This is a genomic window from Stenotrophomonas sp. YJH_SMC_46, assembly GCF_059370315.1.
This window is the reverse complement of record NZ_JCAFTO010000002.1, coordinates 87,428-99,316: the sequence shown is the minus strand read 5'-3', so window position 1 is coordinate 99,316 and position 11,889 is coordinate 87,428. Positions and strand designations below refer to the sequence as shown.

Here is an 11,889-nt window from a genome sequence, read left to right as displayed (position 1 = left end):
GTTTCCCCGGCGAGGTTCAGCAATGTGGCGGCGTCGTTCAGCCACGGCTGCCACCACACGGGCGCTTACTTGACCTTGGCGTAGGTGCCCTTCAGCGCGACACCCGCGAGGATGGCACCGGCGTAGCACTCGTAGTTGGTGCTGCTCTTGAACTCGTTCTTCTTGTAATAGCTGACGATGTCGACCACGGCGTTGGCGCCGCGCGACTTGGCACCGTCCTGCAGCGCGCGCAGTGCCGACAACGCAACCCAGCGGCAGGCCTCGGCATCGCTCTTGTTGGCGGCGTTGGTCTTCTTGTTGGTCACGTCTTCGCCCAGGCGCTGCTGCACGCTGACCGGCTGGCCGGCCAGATAGAAGCGCACGCTGCCGTCGATGCCAGCGTCCTTGGCGGCCTGCGAATTGACCAGTTCCTGCAGGGACTGTTCGACACGCGTGTCGCGGGCAGAGGCGGTGGAGGTCAGGGCCAGCAGCGCGGTGGCAGTGGCGATCATGAGAGTGCGGCGCATCGAAACTTCTCCTTGTCAGGGGTGCGGGTGGGTAGCGGAAACAGTGCGGTGGGACGGTGGTTCACTCGCGCCAGCGGCGGAACACCAGCGAGGTGTTGATGCCGCCGAAGGCGAAGTTGTTGCTCATCACGTACTCGGCCTGCAGTTCGCGGCCCTGCCCGGTGATGAAGTCGAGCTGGCCACAGCGCGGATCGACCTCGGCCAGGTTCAGGGTCGGCGCGAACCAGCCGGTGCGCATCATCTCGATGCTCAGCCAGGCCTCGAACGCGCCACAGGCACCCAGCATGTGGCCGACGTAGCTCTTCAGCGAGCTGATCGGCACGCGGCTGCCGAACACCTGTGCGGTGGCCTGGGTCTCGGCGATGTCGCCGTGGTCGGTGGCGGTGCCATGGGCGTTGACGTAGTCGATCTGCGCCGGGTCCAGGCCGGCGTCCTCCAATGCCAGGCGCATGGCCTGGGCCATGGTGTCGGCACTGGGCTGGGTGACGTGCTGGCCATCGCTGTTGGTGCCGTAGCCGACCACCTCGGCCAGGATGGTGGCGCCGCGCGCCTGCGCGTGTTCCAGGTCCTCCAGGATCAGCGTGCAGGCGCCCTCGCCCAGCACCAGGCCATCGCGGCCGGCATCGAATGGGCGTGGCGTGGTCTGCGGCGCGTCGTTGCGCACGCTGGTGGCGAACAGCGTGTCGAACACCGCCGCAGCGGTGGCATCGAGCTGCTCGGCACCGCCGGCCACCATCACCGTCTGCTTGCCGCTGCGGATGGCTTCATAGGCCGCACCCACGCCCTGGCTGCCCGAGGTACAGGCACTGGACGTGGTGTACACGCGCCCGGACAGGCCGAAGAACACGCCGATGTTGACCGGCGCGGTGTGGCTCATCATCTTCAGGTAGGTGGTGGCACTGATGCCATCGGTGGTGAACTCGTTGAGCATGCGCCCGAATTCACCGGTGGCCTCATGGCTGCCCGACGAGGAACCATAGGCCACGCCGGTACGGCCGCTGCGCAGCACCGGATGCTCGTGCAGGCCTGCCTCGCGCAGCGCCACCTCGGTGGCGCGCACCGACATGATCGCGACCTTGCCCATCGAGCGGGTGGTCTTGCGGTTGTAGTTGGGCGGCAGCGCGAAATCCTGCGCCGGCGCCGCCAGCTTGGTGTTCAGCCCGGCATACACATCCCACTCGGGCATCGCACGCACCGCATTGCGGCAGCTGCGCAGGTGTGCCTCGATGGTCGGCCAATCGTGGCCGAGCGGACTGATGGCGGCGGCACCGGTGACCACCACGCGACGATTGGCGGCCATCAGAGCATGCCTCCGTTCACCGAGATCACCTGGCGGGTGATGTAGCCGGCCGGCTCGGACAGCAGGAACGCCACCGTGGCCGCCACTTCGTCGGGACGGCCGACGCGGCCGGCGGGAATCAGCTTGAGCGCGTGTTCAACCACTTCATCGTTGAGCATTTCGGTTTCGATCAGGCCCGGAGCCACGCAGTTGACGGTGATCTGGCGGCTGGCCAGTTCCAGCGCCAGCGCCTTGGTGGCACCGATGATGCCGGCCTTGGCAGCACTGTAGTTGACCTGGCCGCGGTTGCCGGCCAACCCGGATACCGACGACAGGGTGACGATGCGGCCCGGCCTGCGCCGCCGTACCATCGGCATGATCAGCGGATGCAGCACGTTGTAGAAGCCATCCAGGTTGGTGTGGATGACCTGGTCCCAATCGTCCTCCGACAGCGCCGGGAAGGCGCCGTCACGGGCGATGCCGGCATTGCAGACCACGCCGTAATACGCGCCATGTGCCTCGACATCGGCTTCCAGCGCGGCCCTCGCGGCCTCGCGGTCGGCCACGTCGAACACCAGCACGCGGGCCTGCTGGCCCAGTGCCTGGATCTCAGCCTCCACGGCCTGTGCCTCTTCCAGGCGGCTGCGGCAATGCACCACCACGTCGAAGCCATCGCGCGCGATGCGCAGCGCAATGGCCCGGCCGATGCCCCGGCTGGCGCCGGTCACCAGCACGCTTCGATTCCCTGTCATGCCTGTCCACTCTCCAGATAGGCCATCGCGTCGGCCGGTTCGTACACCGACACGTTGGCTGTCGCCCATTCGTCCTCACCTGCCAGGATGCGGCAGGCGAACATCCCCAATCCATTGTCACCCAACAGCTCGCAGCGCGCCTGTACGCGCAGTCGCGAACCGCTGGGGAAGCTGCTGCGCGCGCTGCTGTAGCGGCGGCTGCCGAGCAGGAAGCCCAGCTGCGGCGGCTTGCCGGCCGCACGCGCGCGGCAGCCGGCCCAGGCCGCAATGGCCTGCGCCATGTATTCGATGCCGACCCACGCCGGCACTTCGCCGTTCTCCACGAACAGGCCGGCCTCGGGCACCACCAGTTCGGCCTCGAGGGTGTCCTGGTCCCAATGCGTGATGCGCTGCAGCAGGCACATGTCCTGGCGGTGCGGCACCACCTCTTCGATTGCATACAGCGTGTTCATCGACGCTCCAGTGCCAGCACGGCGTTGCTGCCGCCGAAAGCGAACGAATTGCTCAGCACGCGTCGCGGCGGCTGCGCCAGGCGCATGCCCGGTGCGACCAGCGGCAGCACCGGCAGTGCCGGGTCGGCCACGCCGTCCCACCAGTGCGGCGGCAGCAGCTGCTGCCGGTTCTCGGCCAGCACGATCCAGCACAGCGCCGCCTCGATGGCGCCCGAGGCACCCAGCGTGTGGCCGGTCAACGGCTTGGTCGAACTGGCCGGCACGCTGTTGCCCAGCACCTGCGAGACCGCCAGGCTTTCCATCGCATCGTTGTGGCCGGTGGCGGTGCCATGCAGGTTCACGTAATCCACTTCGCCGGCGGCCCAGCCAGCACGCTGCAGCGCCTGCTGCAGGGCGTCGATGGCGCCCAGGCCCTGCGGGTCAGGCGCGGACATGTGGTGGGCATCGGCCGACTCGCCCCACCCCGCCAGGCATACCGGGCCGGGTTCGCGGGTGAGCAGGAACAGCGCGGCACCCTCGCCGATGTTGATACCAGTACGATGCTGCGAGAACGGATTGCAGCGTTGGGCCGAGACCGATTCCAGCGCGCTGAAGCCAGCCACGGTGAAGCGGCACAGGGAGTCCGCGCCGCCTGCGATCACGGCGTCGACGATGCCGGCGCGCAGCATGCGCGCGGCCGACATCAATGCCTTGGCGCTGGACGAACACGCCGTGGACAGGGTCCACGCCGGTCCCAGCGCGCCACTGCGCTGGCGCACGAACTGCGCGGCGGTACCCATTTCCTGCTGGGCGTAATCGAACCCTGGCGGCCACTGGCCCTGCTCGGCATGGGTGCGCAAGGCCTGCTCGGATTCACCGATGCCCGAGGTGCTGGTGCCCAACACCACCGCTACGCGCTCGGCGCCATGGCGGGCAATGGCTGCGCTCACCGCCGGAGCGATCTGCGCCAGTGCCACGTCCAGCAGGGCGTTGTTGCGCCCACGCAGGGCCACCGGCAGGTCTTCCAGCGCCGGCAGCGGCGTGCGTACTTCTCCCAGCGCCAGGGTGCGCCCCGGCATCAGGCTGTCGTTGGTGCTGAGCCCGCCCGGTACATCGGCGAACAGCGCCGACGCCACTGTGGCACGGTCCTCGCCAAGCGCGCAGACCATGCCCAGGTCGTTCAGGTAGATCGGTGCACTCATCGGTCCTGCCCGGCCATGTCGATTGATTCGATGCGCAGCGCATAGCCTTCGGCGCGGTTGTCCAGCTGCATGCTGCCATCGTCCAGGCGCTGCAGCAGCAGCCACACCGTGCCGTCGCGCGACAAGCTGCGCTGGTGGCCGTCGTCGATGACCTCCCAGCCGGCCGGCAGCGCTGCGGCGATGGCCGCGGTCGGCCACAGCGCGAACTGCAGGTCATCCAGCACACGCTCGGCACGCACCTGCGGCGGCAACCACGGCGCACGCTGCTGGGTCAGCTGCTGGCCGTCCCACTGCAGGCGCACGCCGGTCTGGCCCATCGCCTGCACCGCCAGCTGCACCCGCTGTGCATCGGCTTCCAGCAGCGCATCGAGGTCGCGCTCATGGCTGCCGAAACGGAAGTGCAGCTGCTGCTGCAGCGCCAGCGGCGCCGGCAGGCTGGCCGGCGACAGGCGCAGCGGCGGCAGTTCCACCTGTGGCTTGGGCATGCGCCCGGCACAGGCGGCCAGCAGCAGGCACAGCAGCAGGGCCGCAGTACGGAAGATCAGGCGCTGCACAGTTCCTCCAGCACGCGCATGCGGCGGCCGCTTTCGTCGGCCACATACGGGTTGTTGGTGTCCCAGGCGTAGCCGGCCAGGATGGAGCTGATCATGTCGCGCACTTCGGGCTGCTGTTGCGGGTGGTAGATGATCTTCTGGAAGCCGCCTTCGTACCAGCTTTCGACGAAGCGGCGGAAGGTCTTCACGCCGGCGCGCAGCGGGATCGAGAATTCAGCTTCCCAGTCGACGGTTTCACCGGCATAGCGGCGCGCCAGGCATTCGCTGGCCAGCTGCGCGGACTTGAAGGCAATGGTCACGCCCGAGGAGAACACCGGGTCGAGGAACTCGCCGGCGTTGCCCAGCAGGGCATAGCCGGGCCCCCACAGCGAGCTGACGTTGGCCGAGTAGCCGGTGATGCGGCGCACCGGCAGCACCGCCCATTCGGCGTTGGCCAGTAGGCGGGTCAGGTTGGGGTCCTCGCCGACGATGGCCTGCAGCTTCTGCAGGTCGTCGCCCTCGTAGCGCTCGAAGAACGACGGCTCGGCGACCACGCCCAGCGAACAGCAGCCGTTGGAGAACGGGATCGTCCAGTACCAGACGTCGATGTGCTCGGGATGGGTGGTGATCAGGATCTTGTTGCGGTCGAAGTCCGCTTCGGCCGGAATGTTGTCGCGCACGTGGCAGAAGATCGCGCCGCGCACCGGGAAGTTGGACGGCGACTCCAGCTGCAGCAGCCGCGGCAGCAGGCGCGCGAAGCCGGAGGCATCGAGGATGAAATCGGCCTCGATGCGGTATTCACTGCCGTCCGGGCGGCGCACCGTCACCGCCGGTTGCTCGCCCGGCTCGACAGCAAGCACTTCGTCGCCGAAGCGCAGCGTGGTGCCCATGCGCTCGGCACCGCGTGCCAGCACGTTGTCGAAGTCGGCGCGCTGCACCTGGTAGGTGGTGCCCCAACCCGGCGAGAACTTCTTCCTGAAGTCGAATGCCGTGCGCGCTTCGCCGTGCACGAAGGCGGCACCGTTCTTGTACTGGAAGCCCGCCTCGACCACATCCTGCAGCAGGCCGGCCGCCTCGATGTACTCCATGCTCTGCGGCAGCAGGCTTTCGCCGATGGAGAAGCGTGGAAACTGCTGGCGTTCCAGCATCAGCACCTGGCGGCCCTGCTGGCGCAGCATCGCCGCAGCCACCGAACCGGCCGGGCCCGCGCCGATGATCAGGATTTCAGTACGTTCGACAGCATCCACAGCAGTGTTCATCGGTGCGTCCTTGTTGCTCGATCAAGTGGAAAGAAGGAAGTCGGAAAACAGGCTCAGGCCGGCGGCAGATCGTGCGGCGGCGGACGGAACAGCGGCGAGATCAGCCAGACCAGGCCGATGCCGAACAGCAGGGTCAGGCCGAACGCGCGCAACGCCGGGGTCTGCGACAGGCCCAGCAGGCCGAACGACAGCCAGGTGCTGGCCGCGCCCACGCACACCGCCAGCCAGGCGCTGGCATCGCCGCGGTGCTCGATCAGGAAAATGCCGTAGTCGATGCCCATGCCCAGCAGCAGCATCAGTGCCAGCACGTTGAACAGCTGCAGCGGCTGGCCGAACAGGCCCAGCAGGCCCAGGGTCAATGCGCCGGCAATCAGGGTCGGGGCAAACACGCGCCAGGCCTGGCGGCGGTAGCGCAACCACAGCGCACCGAACACCAGTGCAATGCCGACCAGCAGCAGCCCGCCCATCAGCTTGCGGTAGTGGCCCAGCAGCTGCGAGAAGTCGGCGGTGCGGTCCACCCAGCGCACGCCGGGCAGGCCTTCGGCCGCCCCGCGCAGGGTCGCCAGCGCATCGGCGCGCGACAGGTCATCGACCATCACCACGCTGATCATCTGCCCACCGACTTCACCCACCCACAGGTGACGGAACGGCTGCGAGGCCGGCGAGGCCAGGAACGCCTCCGCGGTCAGCGGCGTGGTGGCGAAGTCGGGGCGCGGCAAGGGTTCTCCGACCGCATCGGACACGGCCTGCAGCACGCCAGGTTCCACCTTCGCGGTCAGCGCGGCGTCGGCCTGCTGGCGTGCCGGCGACGGCAGCCAGTCACTGATCGCGCGGTAACCGCCGATGCGCTTGTCGTTGGCCAGCACACGCAGGCGTTCGGTCAGTGCTTCTTCGCGCTGCAGCAGCTGTGCAGCGTCACTGCCCTGCACCAGATAGAACTGCGCCGGGCTGGGCATGCCCAGCAGCTGGCTCAGGCGGATCTGCTGCGCCATCAACGCTGGCGGTGATGACTGCAGGCTGCGCAGGTCGTCGTTGCTGTGAAGGCGTGCGATGCCGATTGCAGACAGTGCCAGCGTGATCACCACGAACATCGTCACCGCGCGACGGCCATGCAGGCGCGGGAAACGTTCCAGCGTATTGCCCAGCCACTGCGAGAACCGGGTCTGGCGGATCTCGCCGCCATCGAGCCACGGGAACCAGAAGATCACCGTGAGGAAAGCAGCCGCCAGGCCGACCACCGAGAACAGCGCCATCTGGCGCAGGCCCGGGAACGGGGCCAGGCCCAGTGCCAGGTAGGCCAGCGCGCTGGTCAGCAGGGCCAGCCACAGGCCGGGCAGCAGGTGCCGCAGCAGCTTCCAGCGACGATCGGCCGGCTCGGCCTGGCGCGAGGCGAACCAGTGGATGCCGTAATCCTCGGCCACGCCCACCAGCGATGCACCGAACACCAGGGTCAGCACGTGCACCTTGCCAAACACCAGCACGGTCACCGCCAGTGCCACGCCGCAGCCGATCAGCAATGACGCGGCGACCAGCAGGATCGGGCGCAGCGAACGGAACGCCAGCCACACCAGCAGCAGCACCGCGGCCAGCGAGCCCCAGCCGATCGTGTTGATCTCACGGTTGGCCTGCACTGCGGCTGCCTCCGCATGCAGCGGCACGCCGGCGTGCAGGATCTCCAGCTCCGGTGCTACGGCCTTGGCCGCCTTTCCGGCGCGTTCCAGCAGGCCATCGAGATGGCGTTCGCCGTCAAGCTGGAATGCCGAACCAGGTGTATCGAACTGCAGCACGGCCCAATGCCTGCCCTCGGCTTCGAGCAGGCCGTCATCGCCCATCCGTAACCCCGAGCCCTGCGCCTGCTGCTGCCACCATTGCGGCCACAGCGACAGCGGGTCCTGGCGCCAATCGGTCAGGCGTGGGGCGCCCATCGGACCGTACAGCGCAGCCAACGCCTGCTCCGCCAACGCGCCCGGCTCGCTGCCCTGCAGCTGCTCGCGCTGGGCCGGGGTCAGCAGGCGGTCGCGGTACGGCGCGTAGAACTCGCGCGCCTCATCGAACCAGCCTTCGATCGAACCGCTGGGCACCAGCAACGCACTGTCGGCATCCGCCGCCATCGCCGCAGCGAACGCCGCCTGTGCGCGCTTGGCGGCGGCGCCATCCTTGCTGCCCAGCAGCACCACCACCTGGCGCGAGCTGCCGTCGGCGATGCGCCGGGTGACATCGCTCAACAGGCGGTCATGCGCATCCTGCGGCAGCAGCGCGAGGATGTCGGTGTCGATCCGCGATTGCTGGCTCCACAGCTGCCACTGCTGTGCGCCCAGCGCCAGCAGCAACACCAGCCAGGCGATGCCCAGCCAGTGCCACCAGCGCCGCAGGCGGTCCGGTGCGTTCGATGCCACGGCCTCACTCAAAACGGCGGGCCTCGTCGGCGTTGAGCGTAGCCGGGGCCTCGCTCAACGCGCTGAACTGGATCTGCGTGCGGTCCTTGTTGGCCTCGACGATCTCGACCTGGCGCACGTAGCGGTCGCCCTGCAGGGTCAGCGACTGGAACGCCTTGGCCAGCATCGCCGACTTCGGCGTCAGGCGCAGCCGCCAGCCCTGTCCTTCACGGCTGGCCGCCACGTTGAACTGGCCGGACAGCGCCTGCACGTCGCCACTCATCAGCGCGAACATGATCGCGTTCACCGAACGCATCGCCGGCTGCTGCCGTGCATCGAGCTCGACACGGGTGCTGCCATCGCGCTGGCGGCTGAGGATGCGGTCGGCGGTGACCACCACTTCGGAGGGGAACGGCTTGAGCGTGGTCCAGATCACGCCATGCTGGCGCGCGACCACGAACTGGCCCTGCGAGCGCAGCGGGTTCCTGAAGCCGCTGACCTGCTTTTCCTGGCTGAACTGGCCACGCAGCACGTCCGGCCGCGCCACCGCCTGGGTAATCGCATCAATGGCGGGGTCGGCCGCCTGCACCTGCGGTGCGGCAACGAAGATCAGCGCGCACAGCAGCGCGCTGGAAAGACGGACAAGGGTGTTCACGGTGCAGGCACTCCCAGGCGTTCCCACAGTACCGGCGGGCACTGGTACAACATTTCCTTGCTGGCCGCGTCCACCGCGACCTGGATGGTCATCGCGCGGGTCAGCACCTGGCCGCTTTCCGCATCGAGGATTTCGTACTCGATCTTCAGCCGGTTCTCCCATTCCACGATGCGCGCAATCACGCGCAGCGCCTGGTTGAACAGCAGCGGGCGCACGTACTTCACCCGCGCATCGACCACCGGCCAGAGGTAGCCCGATTCGAGCATCTGCGGGTAGTCGTAGTCGTAGCGCCCAAGCAGCGCGCAGCGCGCGATCTCGAAGTACTTGAAGTAGTTGCCATGCCAGACCACGTTCATCGGATCGCAGTCATGGAAGGCGGGGGTCAATGCAATCTCGCCAACCCGTTCAATAGCCTCATTCACCGGCATACAGCTCCCAACGTTGCGCGCGGATCTCCACCAGCAGTTCCCGCAGTTCGCGATCCAGCGCGCGGTCTTCTTCAACCAGGGCGATGCGCTGCCCCAGGTCGGCGTACATGCCGGCCAGACTGCCATGCAGCTGCGCGTTCAGGCCAACCCGTTCGCGCAGCGCAAGGCCCTGGCGGGCGGCGATCAGCATCGCGGCCACCACCTGTTCAGTCAGCTCGATCACGCGCAGGCAGTCGCGCGCGGCGATGGTGCCCATGCTGACCTTGTCCTGGTTGTGGCACTCGGTGGAACGCGAGAACACGCTGGCCGGCAGGGTCTGCTTCAGCGCTTCGGCAGTCCAGGCCGACACGCTGATCTGCAGCGCCTTCAGGCCATGGTTGATGGCCGCGCGCGGGCCGGTGGCCGCCGACAGGTTGGCCGGCAGGCCATGGTTGTAACGGGCATCCACCACCAGCGCCAGCTGCCGGTCGAGCAGGTCGGCAACGTTGGCCACGGTGTTCTTCAGGGTGTCCATCGCCAGCGCGATGTGGCCGCCGTAGAAGTGGCCGCCATGCAGGATGCGCTCGCCGTCGGCATCGATCAGCGGGTTGTCGTTGGCGCTGTTCAGTTCGGTTTCGATCAGCTGGCGCAGGAACGGCAGGCTGTCCTCCAGCACGCCGATCACGTGCGGCGCGCAGCGCAGCGAATAGCGGTCCTGCAGGCGCTGTTCATTGCGTGGCGGACGCTCGCTGTGCAGGTCGCTGCGCAGGCGCGCGGCGATGCGGCCCTGGCCCGGGTGCGGCTTGGCCGCGAACAGGGTTTCGTCGAAGTGGTGCGCGTTGCCGTCGCTGGCCAGCACGTTGAACGCGGTCAGGCGCGTGGCCATGCGGGCCAGGTAATCGGCGCGCTGCCAGGCCAGGCAGGCCAGGCCGGTCATCACCGCGGTGCCGTTCATGATCGCCAGGCCTTCCTTCGGCCGCAGCTTCAGCGGGGTCATGCCGATCTTCGCCAGCACCTCGGCAGCAGGCTGCACGCGGCCATCGTGCAGCACCTCGCGCTCGCCGCACAGCACCGCCGCCACGTAGGACAGCGGGGTCAGGTCACCACTGGCCCCCACCGAGCCTTCGGCCGGGATCATCGGCAGCACGTCGTGCTGCAGCAGCGTGGCCAGGCCTTCCAGCAGCGGCAGGCTGACACCGGACATGCCACGCACCAGCGACGCCAGGCGCGCGGCCAGCACCGCACGGGTCTCGACCGGGTCCAGGTAACGGCCCAGGCCGCAGCCATGGTAGGTGTACAGGTGGTGCGGCAGTTCAGCCACCAGTGCCGGCGGGATGTTCACCGTGCACGAATCGCCATAGCCGGTGGTCACACCGTAGATCACGCCATCTTCGCGTAGCAGGCGGTCGAGGAAGTCGGCGCCGCGCTGGATGTGCGCGCGGAATGCCGGCGCGTCGCTCAGTGCGGCCTCACACTGGCGCTGGGCCAGGGCAACCACGTCTTCGATGGTCAACGGTGCATCGCCAAAGCGGCACACGGGTACGGCGTCAGTCGTCATGCGGAGCCTGATCCCAGAAGGGGAAGAAATTGAACCAGTCCAACGGGGACTGGATGACCTGCAGTTCCAGCCAGCGCGCGAAGCGCTGTGCCTGTTCGGCCAGCGCGGCGTCGCGCGAGCCACGCGGCAGCACGATGCGTTCGGCGAACTGTTCGAATGCCACCCGATAGCCGTCGCCCTGGTGCAGGCAGGCCATGGTGTAGACCGGGCAGCCCAGCGCGGCGGCGAGCACATAGGCGCCGATCGGGAACGGCGCGCGGTGGCCCAGGAAATCGGCGGTGACGCTGCGGCCACCCTGTACCGGCGTGCGGTCGCCGACGATGGCAACGAAGCCCCCCGCCGCAACGCGCTCGGCCAGCATCACCGCCGTGGCCGGCCCCATTTCGGTCACCTGCACCAGTTCCACCGCCGCCAGCGGGTCCAGCCGCTGCAGCAGACGGTTGAAGCGCTGCGCGTGTGCGGTATGCACCAGCACGGTGATGCGGAATCCCGGCACCTGCTCGGCCAGCACTTGGCACAGTTCCAGGCAGCCGATGTGCGCGGTGAGGATCAGCCCGCCCTCGCGGCGCGCGATCTTCTGCAGCACCAGGTCGCGGTGCAGGTGGATGCGTTCGGCCGGGTAGCGCCCGCCCAGGCCGAGGATCTTGTCCAGCATCGTGTCGGCGAAGGTAAAGAAGTGGCGCAGGCTGTCACGCCGTTTCGGCGCGCGGCCGAGCACGCCGCTGTGCGCCTGCAGCCGCTGCAGGTACTGCATCGAGGCCTGTCGCCCCACACGGTTGCCCAGCCAATGGCAGGCCACCACCGGCCACACGCACAGGCGGAACGGCCAGCGCCCGAACCAGCGGTGCACCCAGCACAGGAACAGCACGCCGGCCACCGAGGTGGATTCGCCGATGTCGGCCCAGTGTGGAGCGCCCTGCGCGGCCGTCATC

At 68.3% G+C, this 11,889-nt stretch carries 12 protein-coding genes; all 12 read right to left on the bottom strand.

What is annotated here, in order from left to right; genetic code table 11:
• Positions 1–65 precede the first annotated feature (65 nt).
• Positions 66–506 (bottom strand): hypothetical protein, encoded by a 441-nt coding sequence (locus AC5P8C_RS05445; RefSeq protein WP_005420284.1) that lies wholly within the window; start codon positions 504–506, stop codon positions 66–68.
• A 61-nt stretch (positions 507–567) separates the two neighbouring features.
• Positions 568–1,806 carry a beta-ketoacyl-ACP synthase gene (locus AC5P8C_RS05440; protein WP_019661702.1) on the bottom strand — a complete coding sequence of 413 codons (1,239 nt, stop codon included), beginning with the start codon at positions 1,804–1,806 and terminating at the stop codon, positions 568–570.
• Complete coding sequence (locus tag AC5P8C_RS05435) at positions 1,806–2,537, bottom strand: 3-ketoacyl-ACP reductase FabG2 (RefSeq protein ID WP_049454155.1); 732 nt, start codon at positions 2,535–2,537, stop codon at positions 1,806–1,808. The genes AC5P8C_RS05440 and AC5P8C_RS05435 overlap by 1 nt, the downstream gene beginning before the upstream one ends.
• A complete protein-coding gene (locus tag AC5P8C_RS05430; RefSeq protein ID WP_019661704.1) occupies positions 2,534–2,989 on the bottom strand; it encodes a hotdog family protein in 456 nt (151 codons plus the stop codon). Before AC5P8C_RS05430 ends, AC5P8C_RS05435 begins: the two co-directional genes overlap by 4 nt.
• A complete protein-coding gene (locus AC5P8C_RS05425) occupies positions 2,986–4,170 on the bottom strand; it encodes a beta-ketoacyl-[acyl-carrier-protein] synthase family protein (RefSeq protein WP_019661705.1) in 1,185 nt (394 codons plus the stop codon). Before AC5P8C_RS05425 ends, AC5P8C_RS05430 begins: the two co-directional genes overlap by 4 nt.
• Positions 4,167–4,724: a DUF3261 domain-containing protein gene (locus tag AC5P8C_RS05420; protein WP_019661706.1), complete on the bottom strand. Its 558-nt coding sequence runs from the start codon at positions 4,722–4,724 to the stop codon at positions 4,167–4,169. Before AC5P8C_RS05420 ends, AC5P8C_RS05425 begins: the two co-directional genes overlap by 4 nt.
• Entirely contained in the window at positions 4,712–5,962 is a 1,251-nt protein-coding gene (locus AC5P8C_RS05415) for an NAD(P)/FAD-dependent oxidoreductase (RefSeq protein ID WP_019661707.1), read from the bottom strand. Before AC5P8C_RS05415 ends, AC5P8C_RS05420 begins: the two co-directional genes overlap by 13 nt.
• A 53-nt stretch (positions 5,963–6,015) precedes the next feature.
• Positions 6,016–8,370: an MMPL family transporter gene (locus AC5P8C_RS05410; RefSeq protein WP_495218415.1), complete on the bottom strand. Its 2,355-nt coding sequence runs from the start codon at positions 8,368–8,370 to the stop codon at positions 6,016–6,018.
• Positions 8,363–8,992 (bottom strand): LolA family protein, encoded by a 630-nt coding sequence (locus AC5P8C_RS05405; protein ID WP_111098818.1) that lies wholly within the window; start codon positions 8,990–8,992, stop codon positions 8,363–8,365. The genes AC5P8C_RS05410 and AC5P8C_RS05405 overlap by 8 nt, the downstream gene beginning before the upstream one ends.
• The gene (locus AC5P8C_RS05400) at positions 8,989–9,420 is read right to left on the bottom strand and encodes an acyl-CoA thioesterase (protein ID WP_043034444.1); all 432 of its coding nucleotides are present in this window, start codon (positions 9,418–9,420) and stop codon (positions 8,989–8,991) included. Before AC5P8C_RS05400 ends, AC5P8C_RS05405 begins: the two co-directional genes overlap by 4 nt.
• Complete coding sequence (locus tag AC5P8C_RS05395; RefSeq protein WP_233653557.1) at positions 9,407–10,957, bottom strand: HAL/PAL/TAL family ammonia-lyase; 1,551 nt, start codon at positions 10,955–10,957, stop codon at positions 9,407–9,409. The genes AC5P8C_RS05400 and AC5P8C_RS05395 overlap by 14 nt, the downstream gene beginning before the upstream one ends.
• Positions 10,947–11,888, bottom strand: coding sequence for a lysophospholipid acyltransferase family protein (locus tag AC5P8C_RS05390; protein ID WP_019661712.1), 942 nt, complete (start codon positions 11,886–11,888; stop codon positions 10,947–10,949). The genes AC5P8C_RS05395 and AC5P8C_RS05390 overlap by 11 nt, the downstream gene beginning before the upstream one ends.
• Between the last annotated feature and the right edge of the window lies 1 nt (position 11,889).

Excerpts from the sequence above, each read along its gene's own strand:
- AC5P8C_RS05445 (WP_005420284.1), bottom strand. The coding sequence starts at position 506 with ATGCGCCGCACTCTCATGATCGCCACTGCCACCGCGCTGCTGGCCCTG.
- AC5P8C_RS05430 (WP_019661704.1), bottom strand. The coding sequence starts at position 2,989 with ATGAACACGCTGTATGCAATCGAAGAGGTGGTGCCGCACCGCCAGGAC.
- AC5P8C_RS05390 (WP_019661712.1), bottom strand. The coding sequence starts at position 11,888 with ATGACGGCCGCGCAGGGCGCTCCACACTGGGCCGACATCGGCGAATCC.
- AC5P8C_RS05415 (WP_019661707.1), bottom strand. The coding sequence starts at position 5,962 with ATGAACACTGCTGTGGATGCTGTCGAACGTACTGAAATCCTGATCATC.
- AC5P8C_RS05395 (WP_233653557.1), bottom strand. The coding sequence starts at position 10,957 with ATGACGACTGACGCCGTACCCGTGTGCCGCTTTGGCGATGCACCGTTG.
- AC5P8C_RS05435 (WP_049454155.1), bottom strand. The coding sequence starts at position 2,537 with ATGACAGGGAATCGAAGCGTGCTGGTGACCGGCGCCAGCCGGGGCATC.
- AC5P8C_RS05400 (WP_043034444.1), bottom strand. The coding sequence starts at position 9,420 with ATGCCGGTGAATGAGGCTATTGAACGGGTTGGCGAGATTGCATTGACC.
- AC5P8C_RS05425 (WP_019661705.1), bottom strand. The coding sequence starts at position 4,170 with ATGAGTGCACCGATCTACCTGAACGACCTGGGCATGGTCTGCGCGCTT.
- AC5P8C_RS05440 (WP_019661702.1), bottom strand. The coding sequence starts at position 1,806 with ATGGCCGCCAATCGTCGCGTGGTGGTCACCGGTGCCGCCGCCATCAGT.